The organism is Chlamydiota bacterium, from assembly GCA_012729785.1.
Classification (GTDB): domain Bacteria; phylum Auribacterota; class Tritonobacteria; order UBA1439; family UBA1439; genus UBA1439.
This window is the reverse complement of sequence record JAAYCL010000008.1, coordinates 55616-70608: the sequence shown is the minus strand read 5'-3', so window position 1 is coordinate 70608 and position 14993 is coordinate 55616. Positions and strand designations below refer to the sequence as shown.

Genomic DNA, 14993 nt, shown 5'->3' with positions numbered 1-14993 from the left:
CGGTGGAGTGCGAGCTGATCACGCCGATCGCGATGGAGAAGGGGCTGCGGTTCGCGGTGCGCGAGGGCGGCCGGACGGTGGGCGCGGGAAGGGTCAGCGAGATCATCAAATAAGGCGGATCTCGGGCCGCGGCGGCGCCTGAAGGCCCGAAGAGAAGGACAGGACAGACGAGGGAGCGATGGCGAAACAGAGGATTCGGATACGGCTGAAGGCGTACGACCACAGGGTGCTCGACCAGTCAGCCGAGGAGATCGTCGAGACGGCCAAGAGGACCGGGGCCAAGCTGTGCGGTCCCATCCCGCTCCCCACGGAGATCGAGCGCTACACGGTGCTGCGCTCCCCCCACGTGGACAAGAAGTCGCGGGAACAGTTCGAGATCAGGACGCACAAGCGGTTGCTCGATATCCTCGACCCGACCGCGAAGACGATCGACGAGCTGAAGAAGCTCAACCTGCCCGCCGGGGTGGACATCAAGATCAGGCTGTGAGGGGGCAACCGACGGGAGACGCGTGACGACGATGGAGACACTCAAGGTAGTGGACAAACACGGGCGCGCGGCGGGCGAGGTCGCGGTTTCCGAGAAGCTTCGGACGGCGCGCGCGAACCCGCAGCTGCTGCACGATGTGATCACCGGCTACCGGCGCAACCGGCGGGCGGGGACCGCCTCGACCCTCACCAAGGGCGAGGTGGCGGGATCGGGGAAGAAGCCGTGGCGGCAGAAGGGGACCGGCCGCGCGCGGGCGGGGTACCGCCGTTCCCCGGTCTGGCGCGGCGGCGGGGCCACGTTCGGTCCCAAGCCGCGGGATTTCGGCCGTTCGATCCCCAAGGCGCTGCGGCGCAAGGCGCTCGCGGCGGCGTTCGCGGACAAGGTGCGGGGGGGCGAGATCGTGCTCGTGGACGCGGTCGCCCGTCCCGCCAAGACGAAGGAGATGGCGGGGTGGCTGAAGACGATCGGCGCGGCGAACGCCCCGCTGATCGTCCTGGGCGCGCCGGATCCGGCCGTCGAGAGGGCGACCCGGAACATCCCCGGCGCCTCCGTTGCGCAGCGCGGCGCCTTGAGCGCCTGGCTGTTGATGGCGCACGGGGCCGTCGTGATGGCGCGGGGGGAGTTCGAGTTTTTGCAGGAGCGACTCTGACATGAGCGACAGGCGCGGCATCATCAAGGGGCCGGTGATCACCGAGAAGGCGGGCGGCGGGGCCGGCGAGGGCGGCCGGTACGCCTTCGCGGTGGACATCCGGGCGAACAAGATAGAGATCAGAAAGGCCGTGGAGACCGCCTTCAAGGTGAAGGTGACGAAGGTCAACACGATCACGATGCGGGGCAAGCTGAAACGGGTGCGGTGGCAGGTCGGCAAGACCCCCGATTGGAAGAAGGCGATCGTGACGCTGCGCGAGGGCGACACGATCGAGTACGCGACCTGATGTACGGTATCGTTGCCACGGATCTTCACGGATGCGTGAAGAGCAGGGAATGCAGAATCTGTCCGTGACGATCCGCGTCGATCCGTGGCGACGCAGAGAGCGTGTAAAGGTGGAGTGAGATTATGGGAATCAAGACATACCGGCCCACGACCCCGAGCCGCCGCTGGATCACGGGGCACGATTTCAAGGAGATCACGAAGCGGTCCCCCGAGAAGCGCCTGACCGTCGCCGTCCGGAAGAAGGCGGGCAGGAACTTCATGGGGCGCATCATGGTGCGCCACCTCGGCGGCGGGCACCGGCGGCGCTACCGGATCGTCGACTTCAAGCGGAACAAGGCGGGGATCCCCGCGCGCGTCGCCGCCATCGAGTACGACCCGAACAGGGCGGCGCGCCTGGCCCTCCTGCACTACGCCGACGGAGAGAAGCGGTACATCCTGGCGCCGGTCGGGCTCGGGGTCGGGGACACGGTCGTGTCGGGCCAGAACATCGAGCCGCGGATCGGCAACGCGCTGCCGCTCGCCGAGATCCCGCTGGGGACGCAGATCCACAGCGTCGAGCTGCGCCCCGGCGCCGGGGGGATCCTCGCCCGCGGGGCGGGCAACGGCGCGGAGCTCCTGTCGCGCGACGGCGCCTACGCGCACGTGCGCCTCCCCTCCGGGGAGGTGCGGCTCGTCAACGTGCGCTGCATGGCCGTCGTCGGGCAGGTCGGGAACAGCGAGCACGAGGCGGTGCGCCTCGGCAAGGCGGGGCGCAGCCGCTGGCTCGGGCGGCGCCCGAAGGTGCGCGGCGTGGCGCAGAACCCGGTCGATCATCCGATGGGCGGCGGAGAGGGGCGGTCCTCCGGCGGGCGGCATCCGTGTTCGCCCACGGGGGTGCTCGCGAAGGGCGGCAAGACCCGCTCGAGGAGAAAGCCGGCGCGCCACGTCGTCAAGGCGAGGGTGAAGAAGCGTCGGCGCGGAGGAAGCGGCAAGGCGTAATTGCCCGCCGCGGACCGGGAACCGGGTGAGGAGAAACAATGGCACGATCGATACGGAAGGGCGCCTACGTCGACGAGAAGCTTCTCAAGAAGGTCGAGCGGATGAACCGCGGCAACGAGCGGCGGCCGTTGAAGACATGGGCGCGTCGGAGCACCATCGTCCCGGATTTCGTCGGGCACACCTTCACGGTGCACAACGGGAAGAAGTTCATCCCGGTCTTCGTCACCGAGAGCATGGTCGGACACAAGCTCGGCGAGTTCGCGCCCACGCGGACCTTCCGGAGGCACGGGGTGCACACCGAGAAGTCGGCGGCGGCGAAGTGAGCGATCGGGCGATCGAGCGAGAGGACAGATAGATGAAAGAGGCGAAGGCGGTGGGGAACTACCTGCGGATCGCGCCGCGGAAGGCGCGCCTCGTGGTCGATCTGATCCGCGGGCGCAGCGTGCAGGACGCCGCGCAGGCGCTCCGGATGTGCCGCAAGCGGGGCGCGGGGCCGGTGCGCAAGATCCTCGACTCTGCGGTGGCGAACGCGACGGGGAAGGAGAAGCCGGTGCCGCTCGTCGTGCGGGAGGCGTTCGTCGACGAAGGCCCGACGCTCAAACGGTATATGCCCCGCGCGATGGGGAGGGCGACGCCGATACGGAAGCGGACGAGCCGGATCACCATCGTGGTGCGCGAGGGGGAGCCGGCATCCGACACGAAGACGTCCGGCAGGAAGGCGCCCGCGGCGAAGACGGCGCGGGCGGAACGCGGCGCGAGGGCACAGGGAGGCACACGTGGGGCAGAAAGTTAATCCGATCGGGCTTCGGCTCGGGATCAACCAGGAGTGGCGCTCCAAATGGTACGGCGCCAAGCGCGACTTCGGGACGATGCTGAACGAGGATGTGAAGATCAGGGGGTTCATCAAGGAACGCCTGGGCTTCGCGGGGATCGCCAGGGTCTGCATCGAGCGCTACGGGAAGAAGGTCAGGATCAATATCTGGAGCTCCCGCCCCGGCATCGTCATCGGCCGCAAGGGGGCCGAGATCGACAAGCTGCGGGACGAGCTGGCCGAGATGACCGGCAGGGAGATCGTGCTGGACGTGACCGAGATCAAGCGTCCCGAGGTCGAGGCCCAGCTCGTCGCGGAGAACGTCGCCTCCCAACTCCTCAAGCGCGTCTCGTTCCGCCGCGCGATGAAACGCGCCGTGTCGCTCACGATGGACGCGGGGGCCCAGGGGGTGAAGATACACTGCGCCGGCCGCCTCGGGGGCGCCGAGATCGCGCGATCGGAGGCGTACCGCGAGGGGAAGATACCGCTGCACACCCTCCGCGCGGAGATCGACTACGGTTTCGCCGAATCGCGCACCGCGTACGGGCAGATCGGCGTGAAGGTCTGGATCTACAAGGGCGAAAAGGTTCCGGGAAGGGAGGTTGTTCGGGATGGTGCTCCAGCCGGCTAAGAGCAAGTTCAGGAAACAGCAGCGCGGCATCATGAAGGGGCACGGGACCCGGGGCACCACGGTCGCCTTCGGCGAGTACGGTCTCCAGTCCCTCGTGAACGCGTGGGTGACGACGACCCAGATCGAGGCCGCGCGCGTCGCCGTCACGCGCCACCTGAAGCGGCACGGGAAGGTGTGGATACGGGTATTCCCCGACAAGCCGGTCACGAAGAAACCGGCCGAGACGCGGATGGGGAAGGGGAAGGGCGCCCCGGAGACGTGGGTGGCCGTGGTGAGGAAGGGACGGATCCTGTTCGAGGTCGACGGCATCGGCCCGGCGACGGCGCAGGAGGCGATGAGCCGCGCCGCCGCCAAGCTCGGCATCAGGACCCGGTTTGTTTCGCGGAGCACGATGCGGTAGGCGCCCGGCCGGGCGCGACGAGGGGGCACGACGGTGAAAGCCAAGGAGATGCGTGAGAAGGCGCCGGAGGAGCTGCACCACCTCCTTGCCGGGTGGCGGGAGGAGCTCTTCGCCCTCAGGGTGAAGGCGATGACGGGGCAGATGGAGCAGTACAGTCGGGTGGGCGCGATACGGAAGGACATCGCCCGGGCCCTCACGGTGTTGAAGGGGCGCCCCGCCTCGGGTGAGGCGGCCGTGAAGGAGACAGAGGCGTGATGACGAACCAGACCAGGGGCAAGAGGAAGACGCGGGTCGGGACGGTGGATTCCGTCCCGAGCGCCAAGACCGCCATCGTGGAGGTCAGGCGCGTACAGCGCCACCCGCGGTACGACAAGGTGATCTCCGCCCGCACGCGCTGTTACGTGCATGACGAGCAGGGGCGGGCCGAGGAGGGCGACACCGTCCGCATCGAGGAGTGCAGGCCGATGAGCCGGCTGAAGCGGTGGCGTCTCGTTGAGGTCATCGCGAAGGGCCGGGGGCTCGGGGGGCCGGCGGCGACCGAGGCCGAGGTCCAGGAGATCGAGGAGTCGATCCGCGGGCCGAGGGAGAAAAGGGCCGCGGCGGCGGACGCGGGCGCGGCGCACGATCTTTCGGATGCCGGCACAGCCGGGCACACGCCCGGGGGAGCGGCGTCATGATACAGCTGCGGACGCGCCTCGACGTCGCCGACAACTCCGGCGCCCGCCAGATCGCGTGCGTCAAGGTCCTGGGGGGATCCGGGAGGCGGTACGCCCACGTCGGGGACGTGATCATCGCCTCGGTCAAGGAGGCGGTGCCCGACGGGATCGTCAAGAAGGGCGAGGTCGTGCGGGGGGTCGTGGTCAGGACGCGCCAGCCGATTCGGCGCGAGGACGGGTCGTTCCTCAGGTTCGACCGCAACGCCGCGGTGATCATCGACCAGCAGAACAACCCCAAGGGGACGAGGATATTCGGACCGGTCGCGCGCGAGCTGCGCGACAGGAACTTCATGAAGATCATCTCGCTCGCCCCCGAGGTGATCTGAGGGCGGCGGTCGGGAACGGAGAGCGATGAAGACAAGGATACGGAAAGGCGACCTGGTCGTCGCGGTCGCGGGCCGGGAGCGTTTCGCCGGGAAGACGGGCACGGTGCTCAGGGTTTTCCCCGGCACCCAGCGGGCGATCGTCGAGGGGTTCAACCTCTCGAAACGGCATATGCGCCCGACGCAGAAGAACCCCAAGGGGGGGATCGTCCAGAAGGAACGGTCGATCCACATATCGAACCTGATGCCGTACTGCGCGAAGTGCCGGCGCGGGGTGCGGACGGGAAGCAAACAGCTCGCCGACGGGAGCGCGGTGCGGTGCTGCCGCGTGTGCGGGGAGCCGGTGGGGAAGGCGTAGCGCGCCGTCCGCCCGGCTCGGGCCGTGCGAAGGATGGAGAGTGATCTATGTCGCGGTTGCGTGAACGGTACACGAAGGAGATCGTGCCCGAACTGATCAAGCGCTTCGGGTACGCGAACAGGATGCAGGCGCCGCGCCTAAAGAAGATCGTGGTGAATATGGGCGTCGGGGAGGCGACCCAGGACTCCAAGATCCTCGACGACGCGGCGGCGGATCTCGCGCTCATCACCGGGCAGAAGCCCGCCATGACGCAGTCGTCGAAGAGCATCTCGAACTTCAAGCTGCGCAGCGGGTCGAAGATCGGCTGCAAGACGACCCTCCGCGGCGCGATGATGTACGAGTTCCTCGACCGCCTCGTGAGTGTCGTGCTTCCCAGGATCAGGGACTTCCGCGGGGTTCCGGTCTCCTCGTTCGACGGGCGCGGGAACTACGCGCTCGGCGTCGTCGAGCAGAGCATCTTTCCCGAGATCGAGCTGGACAAGATCAAGCGCCCCCAGGGAATGGATATCGCCATCGTCACCTCGGCGAAGACCGACGCGGAGTCGAAAGCGCTGCTCGAGCTCCTGGGGATGCCGTTCGCGAAGAAGTGATCCCCCTGGAGACGGGGGGGAGACGGGAGACGAAAAGGGTATGGCAAAGACGTGTCAGAGGGTGAAGTCGGCGCGCGCGCCGAAGTTCGAGGTGCGCGGGTATTCCCGCTGCCTGCGGTGCGGCCGGTCGAGGGGCTACCTGCGCAAGTTCCAGATGTGCCGGATCTGCTTCCGCCAGCTCGCGTCGCGCGGCGAGATCCCGGGCGTGGTGAAGGCCAGCTGGTAGCCGTTGCCGCAGGGCGCACGGGGGCCTCGGAGGGGAAGAAGCGCTGCGGTGCTCCTCTGATCCTCGCGGCCGCTGCGGCGACAGATAGATAAGGATGGATTGTATGACGATGACCGATCCGGTTGCGGATATGCTGACCCGGATTCGCAATGCGAGCAAGGCGCGCCGCGAGTTCGTGGACATCCCGAAGTCGACCTTGAAGCTCGCCCTTGTGCGGGTGCTCAAGAGCGAGGGGTTCGTGGATGATTTCAAGATCGCGGACGCCCCCCCGCAGGGGATCCTTCGGGTGTACCTGCGGTACGCCCCCGGCGGCAAGGAGGTCATCCGCGGCCTCCGGAGGGTGAGCACGCCCGGCAGCAGGAAGTACGTCGACAAGAAGAAGATCCCGCGGCCGCTCGGCGGGCTCGGCGTGGCGATCCTCACGACCCCGAAGGGGGTCTTGACCGATACGCAGGCCCGCAGGGAAGGGGTCGGCGGGGAGATCCTCTGCTACGCCTGGTAAGCGGGGAGTCCGCCGCGGGCGGGCTGTCGCGGTTGTGGCGCGGTGTGTGGGGCAACGTCAAAGGGGAGTACGACAATGTCGCGGGTGGGAAAGAAACCGATCGATCTGCCGCCGAAGGTGCAGGTGGCCTTCGCGGGGCGGAGCGTCACGGTGAAGGGACCCGAGGGCGAGCTGGCCTTGAAGCTCCCCGACGGCATCTCCGCCGCCGTGGAGGGGACGCAGGTGAAGGTCGCGTGCGCGCCGGGGGCGAAGAACGGCTCGGCCCTTCACGGCGTCACGCGCACGCTGATCTCCAACATGGTCCGCGGCGTGTCGAAGCCGTACGAAAAGACGCTCCAGATCGTCGGCGTCGGCTACAAGGCCAAGATCGAGGGGCGCCGCCTGGTGCTCCAGCTCGGCTTCTCGCACCCGATCGACTACGAGTTCCCCGAGACGATCCGGATCACCCTCGGCAAGGAGAACATGCTGACGGTGACCGGGTGCGACAAGCAGGCGGTCGGCCAGGTCGCCGCGGAGATACGCGGCTTCTACCCCCCGGAACCGTACAAGGGCAAGGGGATACGGTACAAGGACGAAAGGGTGCGCCGCAAGGCGGGCAAGGCGGTCGCCACGACCTCGTGACGCGGTCGCAGCGATGCACCGTCGCGCTAACATAAGGTTCCCGACACGATGAAGAGAAGCGACGCAGCACGGTGGAGGAGGAAGATGCGCGTCAGGAAGCGCATCCACGGCACGGCCGCGAGGCCGCGCCTGAGCGTGTTCCGCAGCGCGGCGCATATCTACGCGCAGCTCGTCGACGACGACCGGGGCCTGACGCTCGCCGCGGTGTCGACCCGCTCCGCCGCGTTCAAGGAGAAGGCGGCGGGGACGGCGAAGAAGACGGGGAACAAGGAGGCGGCGGGGATCGTCGGAACCCTCATCGCCGAGATGGCCAAGGCCAAGGGCGTCGCCGCGGTGGTGTTCGACCGGAACCGGTACTGCTATCACGGGCGGGTGAAGGCGCTGGCGGACGGGGCGCGCGCGGGCGGGCTCACCTTCTGACGCGCCGGCCGGGAACGGCCGTGAACCAGGGACGGGTGCCTCGGCGACGGCGTTGCGCCCGCAAGGAGGAGTCGGTGGCGGAGAGACGGGATCGGGACAGGAACCGGGATCGCGACAGGAACCGCGAAGCGGCCCCCGGAGAGATACAGGAAAAGGTCGTGAGCATCAACCGCTGCGCCAAGGTGGTCAAGGGCGGGCGCCGCTTCAGCTTCAGCGCCCTCGTCGTATGCGGCGACCGGGAAGGGAACATCGGCTACGGCTTCGGGAAGGCCAACGAGATCGCCGAGGCGATCAAGAAAGGCTCCGAGGGCTCGCGGCGGAGGATCGTGCACGTCCAGCGCCGCGGCGCCACCATCCCCCACGAGACGATCGGTGTCTTCGGGGGGGCGCGCGTGCTCCTGAAACCCGCGGCCCCCGGCACCGGCATCATCGCCGGCGGCGGCATGCGGATCGTCCTCGACCTCGCGGGGGTGAAGGACGTCCTTGCGAAGTCGCTGAAATCGAAGAACCCGATCAACGTCGTGAAGGCGACGTTCGTCGCGCTCGAGGGGCTGCGGACGCGCGCGCAGGTGATGGCGGGAAGGGGGCTCGACTAGGGTGAGACTGCACGAGCTGAAAAACAACGAGGGGGCGCGGCGCGGCGCCAAGCGCAGGGGCCGGGGGCCCGGTTCCGGCCACGGCAAGACGAGCTGCCGCGGCCACAAGGGGCAGAAGGCGCGGTCGGGGGCGAAGATCAGGCCCGGCTTCGAGGGCGGCCAGATGCCGCTCATCCGCCGGATCCCCAAGCGCGGATTCCGCGCCCCGCGGCGGCCCCGCGTCGAAACGGTCAACGTCGGGCGCCTGGACGTCTTCGACGAGGGGAGCGTGGTGGACGCCAAGGCCCTCTCCGCCCGGGGCATCGTGCGGCGGTCCTGCGACGGCGTGAAGATCCTCGGCGAGGGGGCGCTCACGAAGCGCCTCGATGTCGTCGCGGACGCGTTCAGCGTCTCCGCGCGGAAGAAGATCGAAGCGGCGAAGGGCACGGCGCGGATCGCCGCGCCGCCGAAGGCGGCGCCGGCCGCGGCCGGGGCGCCGACGCCGGGAGCGGAGTGAGATGATCGCGGCGTTCAGGAACATGTTCAGGATCGGCGAACTGCGAAGCCGGATACTGTTCACGCTCGGCATGCTGATCGTGTACCGGCTCGGCGCCTGGGTCCCCACGCCGGGCGTCGACGCCAAGGCCCTCGGCCTCTTCTTCGACGAGCTCCAGCGGACGCAGGGGACCGGCGGCAACCTGTTCGGGATGATGAACATGTTCTCGGGCGGCGCCTTGTCGAACTGCACCATCTTCGCCCTCGGGATCATGCCGTACATCAGCGCCTCGATCATCCTCCAGCTGCTCACCGCGGTCGTCCCCTCCCTCGAGCGGCTCGCCAAGGAGGGGGAGGCGGGGCGGCGCAAGATCAACCAGTACACGCGCTACGGGACGGTGTTCCTCTGCCTCTTCCAGTCGGCGATGATCAGCCGTTTCCTGGAGAACCCGGCCAGCTTCGGCGGGCGGCTCATCATCCCGAACCCGGGATGGGCGACGCGTCTGATGATCATGATCACCATCACCGCCGGCACCATCTTCATCATGTGGCTCGGGGAGCAGATCACCGAGAACGGCATCGGGAACGGCATCTCGCTGATCATCACCGCCGGGATCATCTCCCGGATGCCCAGCGCCGTCTACGAGGTCTACGAGCTGGTGCGGACCGGTACGATCCGCCCGTTCGCGGTCGCGGGGATGGCGCTGCTCGCCGCGCTCGTCGTCGCGGGCGTGGTGCTGGTCACGGAGGGGCAGCGCCGCATCCCCATACAGCGCCCCAAGCAGATACGCGGTAGGAAGATCTACAGCGCCCAGAGCACCTATATCCCGCTGCGCGTCAACCAGGCGGGGGTCATCCCGATCATCTTCGCCTCCTCGATCCTGCTCTTCCCGGCCACGATCGGGAGCTTCGTCCAGACCGACTGGCTCAGGGAGGCGATGGGGGCGCTGCGTCCCGGGGCGCTCCTGTACACGCTCCTGGAGGTCGTGTTGATCATCTTCTTCTGCTACTTCTACACCGCCATCACCTTCAACCCGATCGATCTCGCCGACAACATGAAGAAGAGCGGGGCGTTCGTTCCCGGCATCCGGCCCGGCAAGCCCACCGCGGAGTTCTTCGAACGGGTCATGAACCGCATCACGCTCCCCGGCGCGTTCTTCCTCGCGGCGATCGCGGTCTTCCCGAGCTTCATCGCGGGCTATATGAACGTGAGCTACACGATCTCGCAGTTCTTCGGCGGAACCGGGCTTTTGATCATCGTGGGCGTGATGCTGGACACGATGCGGCAGGTGGAGTCGCACCTCGTGATGCGCCACTACGAGGGGTTCATGCGGAAGGGACGCATCCGCGGGCGGTGACGGGGCGGGTTCGCCCCGCCATTTGAACGGGCGGCGCGCACATACGGCGGCGGGATCCGGGGTCTCGGATCTGAACTTTCAGATCCGGGATCTGAAATCTGGGATCCGAGAGCGGACATACGGGATCAATGCAATGAGACTCATACTACTGGGCCCCCCGGGAGCGGGCAAAGGATCGCAGGCGAAGGTGCTCTGCGAGGAGTTCAAGATCCCGCACATCTCGACCGGGGATATGTTTCGCGAGGCGTACAAGGCGGGAACGGAGCTCGGCACGGCGGCGCACGACCGCTACTGGGGGAAGGGAGACCTGGTGCCGGACGAGATCACCGTCGGCCTCGTGCGGGAGCGCCTCTCGAAGCAGGATTGCCGCCGCCGCGGCTTCCTCCTCGACGGGTTCCCCCGCACGCTCCCCCAGGCGGAGGGGCTCGACGCCCTTCTCGCGGAGCTCGGGCAGAACCTCGACAAGGTCTTCTACATGAAGACCCACCAGGACGTGATCCTGCAGCGCCTGGGCGGGCGCAGGGTCTGCAGATCCTGCGGCGCGAGCTTCCACCTGGTCAACGTGCCGCCGAAGGTCGAGGGGGTCTGCGACGCGTGCGGCGGACCGCTCGCCGCGAGGGCGGACGACAGCGAGGAGACGATCCTCAACCGGCTCAGGGTCTACGAGGCGCAGACCGCCCCTCTGATCGGCTACTACGAGGCGCGCAATCTGCTCGCGACGGTGAACAGCGACGCGCCGGTGCAGGGGACGTTCATCCAGATCATGCGGGTGCTGGGCAGGGAATGATCAATATCAAGTCCCCGGGCGAACTCGAGAAGATGCGCGTTGCGTGCGAGATCACCGCGTCCCTGATGGAGGCGCTCGGGGCGATGATCGAGCCCGGTGTGGCGACGAGGGATCTGGACGCGGCGGCCGCGCGGTTCATCAGGGAGCGCGGGGCGCGCCCGGCGTTCAAAGGGTACCGGGGGTACCCCGCGACCATCTGCGTGTCGGTGAACGAGGAGGTCGTCCACGGGATCCCGGGGCGCCGCGAGCTGCGCACGGGCGACCTGGTGAGCATCGACGCGGGCGTCGAGCACGGCGGCTACTTCGGCGACATGGCGCGCACCTTCGCGGTGGGCGCGGTGGATTCGGAAAAGGCACGTCTGGCGGAGGCGGCGCGGCTCGCGGTCGACGACGCGGTGCGCCAGGCGGTGGCGGGCGGGTGGCTCTTCGATCTCTCGCACGCGATCGAGCGCCGCGCCGAGACGGGCGGCTTCTCGGTGGTGCGGGACTACGTCGGGCACGGGATCGGCGCGCGGCTCCACGAGGATCCGCAGATTCCGAACTACGGGAAGCCCCGCACCGGGCCGAGGCTCAAGCCGGGGATGACGTTTGCGGTCGAGGCGATGATCAACGCGGGCTCGCACGCGGTGCGGGTCCTGTCGGACGGATGGACCGTCGTAACGCGGGACCGAAGGCCCTCGGCGCACTACGAGGACACGATCGCGATCACGGAGAACGGTCCAGAGGTGCTCACATGCCCAAAAGGGAAGAAGCGATAAGGGTCGAGGGGGTCGTCGCGGAGGTGCTCCCGAACACGATGTTCCGGGTGGACCTCCAGAACGGGCACCGCGTCCTTGCCCATATCTCGGGCAGGATGCGGATGCACTTCATCAGGATCCTCCCGGGGGACAAGGTGCTGCTCGAGATGTCCCCGTACGACCTGGCGAAGGCACGGATCGTCTACCGCGTCAAGTGAGGGCGGCCCGCGCGGGATACGCGATGCGCGGGGGCCCCGAAGGGATGCCATGAAGGTCAAAGCGTCGGTGCGCAGGATCTGCGAGAAGTGCAAGATCGTCCGCCGCAAGGGGGTGGTGCGGGTGCTCTGCTCCAACCCGCGGCACAAGCAGAAGCAGGGGTGAAGACCGCGTAGGGGTTCCCGTTTCCAGCATCCGGCCGGATGGGAGACGGCGATCGGGAGTGTCCTGAACAACGAACAAGGAGCAGCGCTATGCCGCGCATCGTAGGGGTCGACATACCGAAAGAGAAGCGGGTCGAGACGGCCCTCACCTACATCTACGGCGTCGGGCCGGCGAAGGCGTCGAGGATCCTCGCCGCGGCCGGGGTGAATCCCGACACGAGGGCTAAAGACCTCACCGAGGAGGAGGTGGCGAAGATCGCCTCCGTGATCCAGAACACCTGCCGGGTCGAGGGCGACCTGCGGCGGGAGGTGGCGGGCAATATCAAGCGGTTGATGAGCATCGGCAGCTACCGGGGGATGCGGCACCGCCGCGGGCTGCCGGTCCGCGGCCAGCGGACCAGCACGAACGCCCGCACCCGGAAGGGGCCGCGGAAGACCGTCGGCGTGAAGCGCAAGGCGTCGATGAAGAAGCAGGGCCAGATCGCGTAGGCGGCGCGGCCGGGAACGGGAGAAAGGGAGAGCATGGCACAGGAACGGGAGCAGAGGGGGCCGAGGACGGCGACGACGAAGCGCAAGGCGTGGCGCAGCGCTCCGCGGGGCGTCGCCCACGTCCTGGCGTCGTTCAACAACACGATCGTGAGCATCGCCGACAACCGGGGGAACGTGGTCGTCTGGGCCAGCGCGGGCTCATCGGGGTTCAAGGGGGCGCGCAAGAGCACCGCGTTCGCCGCCACGGTCGTGGCCACCAACTGCGGCCGCCGCGCCGTGGCGCACGGGATGCGCGAGATCGAGGTCAACGTCAAGGGCCCCGGCGCGGGGCGCGAGTCCGCGATCAGGGCGCTGCAGGCCGCGGGCCTCCAGATCACCGCGATACGGGACGTCACGCCGATCCCGCACAACGGCTGCAGGCCGCCGAAGCGCCGCAGGGTGTAACGGACGCCGCGCGGGGGCGGAACGCCCCGGCGGCCGCGCGGGTGCTGAACGCAGGGGCAGGAGGAAGAGGATACCATGGGAAGATACACAGGTCCGGTGTGCCGGCTCTGCCGCCAGGAGGGGATGAAACTCTTCCTGAAGGGGCCGCGGTGCGAGATGGCCAAGTGCCCGATCGAACGCGGCCGCCCGGCGCCGGGGGTCCACGGGGCGCGGAAGCGCAAGACCACCGCCTACGCCGAGCAGCTGCGGGAGAAGCAGCGGCTGCGCCGGATGTACGGGATGCTGGAGAAACAGTTCCGCGTGCTGTTCGACAGGGCCCAGCGCCGCAAAGGGATCACCGGCGACACGCTGCTCCAGCTCCTCGAGACCCGGCTCGACAACGTCGTCTTCCGGATGGGGTTCGCCCCGTCGCGGGCCCAGGCGCGCCAGATGGTCTGTCACGGGCATTTCCGCGTCGGCGGGCGCACGGTGAACATCCCCTCCTACCAGTGCCGGGCCGGGCAGGCCGTCGAGGTGAAGCCCGGGGAGCGCGTTCGGGCGGAGGTGAAAAAGAACCTCGACGCCACCGCGAAGCGCGAGGTCCCGGCCTGGCTGTCGATGGACCGAGAGGCGATGAAAGGTTCGATGGTCCGCCTGCCCGAGAGGTCGGATATCGCGGTACCGGTGAACGTGCAGCTAGTGGTGGAGCTCTACTCGAAGTGATCGGGCGGAAGACAAGGAGAGGGTGCTGATATGGTTATACGAATGGCGAAGTTCGAGATGCCCAAGCGGTTGTCCGTGGATCCGGAGACCGAGCAGGACACCTACGCGAGGTTCATCGCTGAACCGTTCGAGCGCGGCTACGGGCACACGATGGGCAACGCCCTGCGCAGGGTCCTCCTCTCCTCGATCGAGGGCACCGCGATCACCACCGTGAAGATCGCCGGGGTGCTCCACGAGTTCGACACGATCGAGGGCGTCGTCGAGGACGTCACCGAGATCGTCCTCAACCTGAAGAAGGTGCTCCTCGTCTCCCACAGCCGCGAGCCCAAGACGATCGGGATCAAAACCGAGAAGATGGGCGAGATCACGGCGGGGGACATCGTCACCGACGGGACCGTCGAGGTCGTGAACCCGTCCCACCATATCGCCACCCTGAACAAGAAGCTCTCCTTCGGGGCCGAGCTGACGGTCGAGATCGGGAGGGGCTACCGCCCGGCGGAGGGGAACAAGCGGGAGGGGCAGCCGATCGGGATCATCCCCATCGACTCGATCTTCACCCCGGTGACGCGGGTCGCCTACCATGTCGAGGATACGCGCGTGGGCCGGATCACCGACTACGACAAGCTGATCCTGGAGATCTGGACCGACGGCAGGGTCAAGCCGGTGGATGCCCTGATCCACGCCGCCTCGATCTTGCGGGAGCACCTCACGGTGTTCGTGGACTACACCGCGCATCCGGTCCGGATGGAGGACGAGGAGCAGCAGCAGAAGGAGAGGGTCGAGGAGTTTGAGCTCGATCGCAAGCTGAACACCCCCATCACCGAGATCGAGCTCTCCGTCCGCGCCGCCAACTGCATCAACGCCGCCGGGATCAAGACGATCCGGGATCTGACGCAGAAGAGCGAGGCGGAGATGCTGAAGTACAGGAACTTCGGGAAGAAATCGCTCGCCGAGATCAAGAACAAGCTCGGCGAGATGGGGTTGTCCCTCGGGATGGATTTTGCGGCGAAAAAGGAGCTGCCGGAATAG

The 14993-nt window shown here is 67.9% G+C and carries 29 protein-coding genes; all 29 read left to right on the top strand.

Annotated features, from left to right (window positions below; translation table 11 throughout):
- Positions 1-113, top strand: a 113-nt coding sequence (locus GXY35_01880) for an elongation factor Tu (protein ID NLW93350.1), incomplete at its 5' end; no start/stop codon positions are given.
- A 65-nt stretch (positions 114-178) separates the two neighbouring features.
- Positions 179-487, top strand: a complete 309-nt coding sequence (gene rpsJ, locus GXY35_01875) for a 30S ribosomal protein S10 (GenBank protein NLW93349.1) — start codon at positions 179-181, stop codon at positions 485-487.
- Between the two features lie 22 nt (positions 488-509).
- Complete coding sequence (gene rplD, locus GXY35_01870) at positions 510-1136, top strand: 50S ribosomal protein L4 (protein ID NLW93348.1); 627 nt, start codon at positions 510-512, stop codon at positions 1134-1136.
- Between the two features lies 1 nt (position 1137).
- Positions 1138-1422 (top strand): 50S ribosomal protein L23, encoded by a 285-nt coding sequence (rplW, locus tag GXY35_01865; GenBank protein NLW93347.1) that lies wholly within the window; start codon positions 1138-1140, stop codon positions 1420-1422.
- A gap of 122 nt (positions 1423-1544) precedes the next feature.
- Positions 1545-2399 carry a 50S ribosomal protein L2 gene (rplB, locus tag GXY35_01860; protein NLW93346.1) on the top strand — a complete coding sequence of 285 codons (855 nt, stop codon included), beginning with the start codon at positions 1545-1547 and terminating at the stop codon, positions 2397-2399.
- A gap of 38 nt (positions 2400-2437) precedes the next feature.
- Positions 2438-2722 (top strand): 30S ribosomal protein S19, encoded by a 285-nt coding sequence (gene rpsS, locus GXY35_01855; protein ID NLW93345.1) that lies wholly within the window; start codon positions 2438-2440, stop codon positions 2720-2722.
- Positions 2723-2754: 32 nt separating this feature from the next.
- The gene (gene rplV / locus GXY35_01850) at positions 2755-3192 is read left to right on the top strand and encodes a 50S ribosomal protein L22 (protein NLW93344.1); all 438 of its coding nucleotides are present in this window, start codon (positions 2755-2757) and stop codon (positions 3190-3192) included.
- The gene (gene rpsC, locus GXY35_01845; protein NLW93343.1) at positions 3176-3841 is read left to right on the top strand and encodes a 30S ribosomal protein S3; all 666 of its coding nucleotides are present in this window, start codon (positions 3176-3178) and stop codon (positions 3839-3841) included. Before rplV ends, rpsC begins: the two co-directional genes overlap by 17 nt.
- The gene (gene rplP / locus GXY35_01840) at positions 3825-4241 is read left to right on the top strand and encodes a 50S ribosomal protein L16 (GenBank protein NLW93342.1); all 417 of its coding nucleotides are present in this window, start codon (positions 3825-3827) and stop codon (positions 4239-4241) included. Before rpsC ends, rplP begins: the two co-directional genes overlap by 17 nt.
- Before the next feature lie 48 nt (positions 4242-4289).
- Complete coding sequence (gene rpmC, locus GXY35_01835) at positions 4290-4496, top strand: 50S ribosomal protein L29 (GenBank protein NLW93341.1); 207 nt, start codon at positions 4290-4292, stop codon at positions 4494-4496.
- Positions 4496-4918 carry a 30S ribosomal protein S17 gene (rpsQ, locus tag GXY35_01830; protein ID NLW93340.1) on the top strand — a complete coding sequence of 141 codons (423 nt, stop codon included), beginning with the start codon at positions 4496-4498 and terminating at the stop codon, positions 4916-4918. The genes rpmC and rpsQ overlap by 1 nt, the downstream gene beginning before the upstream one ends.
- On the top strand, positions 4915-5283 hold the full coding sequence (gene rplN, locus GXY35_01825; GenBank protein ID NLW93339.1) for a 50S ribosomal protein L14: 369 nt from the start codon (positions 4915-4917) through the stop codon (positions 5281-5283). The genes rpsQ and rplN overlap by 4 nt, the downstream gene beginning before the upstream one ends.
- 25 nt (positions 5284-5308) lie before the next feature.
- Entirely contained in the window at positions 5309-5638 is a 330-nt protein-coding gene (locus tag GXY35_01820) for a 50S ribosomal protein L24 (protein ID NLW93338.1), read from the top strand.
- Positions 5639-5685: 47 nt separating this feature from the next.
- On the top strand, positions 5686-6228 hold the full coding sequence (gene rplE, locus GXY35_01815) for a 50S ribosomal protein L5 (protein NLW93337.1): 543 nt from the start codon (positions 5686-5688) through the stop codon (positions 6226-6228).
- Positions 6229-6268: 40 nt separating this feature from the next.
- Positions 6269-6454 (top strand): type Z 30S ribosomal protein S14, encoded by a 186-nt coding sequence (locus GXY35_01810; protein NLW93336.1) that lies wholly within the window; start codon positions 6269-6271, stop codon positions 6452-6454.
- A 103-nt stretch (positions 6455-6557) separates the two neighbouring features.
- Positions 6558-6956 carry a 30S ribosomal protein S8 gene (gene rpsH / locus GXY35_01805; GenBank protein NLW93335.1) on the top strand — a complete coding sequence of 133 codons (399 nt, stop codon included), beginning with the start codon at positions 6558-6560 and terminating at the stop codon, positions 6954-6956.
- 75 nt (positions 6957-7031) lie between these two features.
- Positions 7032-7577 (top strand): 50S ribosomal protein L6, encoded by a 546-nt coding sequence (gene rplF, locus GXY35_01800; GenBank protein ID NLW93334.1) that lies wholly within the window; start codon positions 7032-7034, stop codon positions 7575-7577.
- Positions 7578-7625: 48 nt separating this feature from the next.
- Entirely contained in the window at positions 7626-7997 is a 372-nt protein-coding gene (locus GXY35_01795; GenBank protein NLW93333.1) for a 50S ribosomal protein L18, read from the top strand.
- Positions 7998-8071: 74 nt separating this feature from the next.
- The gene (rpsE, locus tag GXY35_01790) at positions 8072-8593 is read left to right on the top strand and encodes a 30S ribosomal protein S5 (GenBank protein NLW93332.1); all 522 of its coding nucleotides are present in this window, start codon (positions 8072-8074) and stop codon (positions 8591-8593) included.
- 1 nt (position 8594) lies between these two features.
- Positions 8595-9089: a 50S ribosomal protein L15 gene (gene rplO, locus GXY35_01785; protein ID NLW93331.1), complete on the top strand. Its 495-nt coding sequence runs from the start codon at positions 8595-8597 to the stop codon at positions 9087-9089.
- 1 nt (position 9090) lies between these two features.
- On the top strand, positions 9091-10425 hold the full coding sequence (secY, locus tag GXY35_01780; protein ID NLW93330.1) for a preprotein translocase subunit SecY: 1335 nt from the start codon (positions 9091-9093) through the stop codon (positions 10423-10425).
- A gap of 133 nt (positions 10426-10558) precedes the next feature.
- The gene (locus GXY35_01775; GenBank protein NLW93329.1) at positions 10559-11212 is read left to right on the top strand and encodes an adenylate kinase; all 654 of its coding nucleotides are present in this window, start codon (positions 10559-10561) and stop codon (positions 11210-11212) included.
- Entirely contained in the window at positions 11209-11970 is a 762-nt protein-coding gene (gene map, locus GXY35_01770) for a type I methionyl aminopeptidase (GenBank protein NLW93328.1), read from the top strand. Before GXY35_01775 ends, map begins: the two co-directional genes overlap by 4 nt.
- Entirely contained in the window at positions 11946-12167 is a 222-nt protein-coding gene (gene infA, locus GXY35_01765; GenBank protein ID NLW93327.1) for a translation initiation factor IF-1, read from the top strand. Before map ends, infA begins: the two co-directional genes overlap by 25 nt.
- A gap of 49 nt (positions 12168-12216) precedes the next feature.
- Positions 12217-12330: a 50S ribosomal protein L36 gene (rpmJ, locus tag GXY35_01760; protein NLW93326.1), complete on the top strand. Its 114-nt coding sequence runs from the start codon at positions 12217-12219 to the stop codon at positions 12328-12330.
- Positions 12331-12419: 89 nt separating this feature from the next.
- Entirely contained in the window at positions 12420-12818 is a 399-nt protein-coding gene (gene rpsM / locus GXY35_01755) for a 30S ribosomal protein S13 (GenBank protein ID NLW93325.1), read from the top strand.
- Positions 12819-12851: 33 nt separating this feature from the next.
- Positions 12852-13262, top strand: a complete 411-nt coding sequence (rpsK, locus tag GXY35_01750) for a 30S ribosomal protein S11 (GenBank protein ID NLW93324.1) — start codon at positions 12852-12854, stop codon at positions 13260-13262.
- Positions 13263-13337: 75 nt separating this feature from the next.
- Positions 13338-13964, top strand: a complete 627-nt coding sequence (gene rpsD, locus GXY35_01745) for a 30S ribosomal protein S4 (GenBank protein NLW93323.1) — start codon at positions 13338-13340, stop codon at positions 13962-13964.
- Positions 13965-13994: 30 nt separating this feature from the next.
- Positions 13995-14993, top strand: coding sequence for a DNA-directed RNA polymerase subunit alpha (locus tag GXY35_01740; GenBank protein ID NLW93322.1), 999 nt, complete (start codon positions 13995-13997; stop codon positions 14991-14993).

Bases quoted from the DNA above. Each gene is read 5' to 3' on its own strand.
- rpsM (NLW93325.1), top strand. From the start codon at position 12,420: ATGCCGCGCATCGTAGGGGTCGACATACCGAAAGAGAAGCGGGTCGAG.
- rpsQ (NLW93340.1), top strand. From the start codon at position 4,496: ATGACGAACCAGACCAGGGGCAAGAGGAAGACGCGGGTCGGGACGGTG.
- rplV (NLW93344.1), top strand. From the start codon at position 2,755: ATGAAAGAGGCGAAGGCGGTGGGGAACTACCTGCGGATCGCGCCGCGG.
- GXY35_01820 (NLW93338.1), top strand. From the start codon at position 5,309: ATGAAGACAAGGATACGGAAAGGCGACCTGGTCGTCGCGGTCGCGGGC.
- rpsH (NLW93335.1), top strand. From the start codon at position 6,558: ATGACGATGACCGATCCGGTTGCGGATATGCTGACCCGGATTCGCAAT.
- GXY35_01810 (NLW93336.1), top strand. From the start codon at position 6,269: ATGGCAAAGACGTGTCAGAGGGTGAAGTCGGCGCGCGCGCCGAAGTTC.
- rplF (NLW93334.1), top strand. From the start codon at position 7,032: ATGTCGCGGGTGGGAAAGAAACCGATCGATCTGCCGCCGAAGGTGCAG.
- rpmC (NLW93341.1), top strand. From the start codon at position 4,290: ATGCGTGAGAAGGCGCCGGAGGAGCTGCACCACCTCCTTGCCGGGTGG.
- secY (NLW93330.1), top strand. From the start codon at position 9,091: ATGATCGCGGCGTTCAGGAACATGTTCAGGATCGGCGAACTGCGAAGC.
- rpmJ (NLW93326.1), top strand. From the start codon at position 12,217: ATGAAGGTCAAAGCGTCGGTGCGCAGGATCTGCGAGAAGTGCAAGATC.
- map (NLW93328.1), top strand. From the start codon at position 11,209: ATGATCAATATCAAGTCCCCGGGCGAACTCGAGAAGATGCGCGTTGCG.
- rplE (NLW93337.1), top strand. From the start codon at position 5,686: ATGTCGCGGTTGCGTGAACGGTACACGAAGGAGATCGTGCCCGAACTG.
- infA (NLW93327.1), top strand. From the start codon at position 11,946: ATGCCCAAAAGGGAAGAAGCGATAAGGGTCGAGGGGGTCGTCGCGGAG.
- rpsD (NLW93323.1), top strand. From the start codon at position 13,338: ATGGGAAGATACACAGGTCCGGTGTGCCGGCTCTGCCGCCAGGAGGGG.
- GXY35_01775 (NLW93329.1), top strand. From the start codon at position 10,559: ATGAGACTCATACTACTGGGCCCCCCGGGAGCGGGCAAAGGATCGCAG.
- GXY35_01795 (NLW93333.1), top strand. From the start codon at position 7,626: ATGAAGAGAAGCGACGCAGCACGGTGGAGGAGGAAGATGCGCGTCAGG.
- rpsK (NLW93324.1), top strand. From the start codon at position 12,852: ATGGCACAGGAACGGGAGCAGAGGGGGCCGAGGACGGCGACGACGAAG.
- rpsS (NLW93345.1), top strand. From the start codon at position 2,438: ATGGCACGATCGATACGGAAGGGCGCCTACGTCGACGAGAAGCTTCTC.
- rplW (NLW93347.1), top strand. From the start codon at position 1,138: ATGAGCGACAGGCGCGGCATCATCAAGGGGCCGGTGATCACCGAGAAG.
- rplB (NLW93346.1), top strand. From the start codon at position 1,545: ATGGGAATCAAGACATACCGGCCCACGACCCCGAGCCGCCGCTGGATC.
- GXY35_01740 (NLW93322.1), top strand. From the start codon at position 13,995: ATGGTTATACGAATGGCGAAGTTCGAGATGCCCAAGCGGTTGTCCGTG.
- rpsJ (NLW93349.1), top strand. From the start codon at position 179: ATGGCGAAACAGAGGATTCGGATACGGCTGAAGGCGTACGACCACAGG.
- rplN (NLW93339.1), top strand. From the start codon at position 4,915: ATGATACAGCTGCGGACGCGCCTCGACGTCGCCGACAACTCCGGCGCC.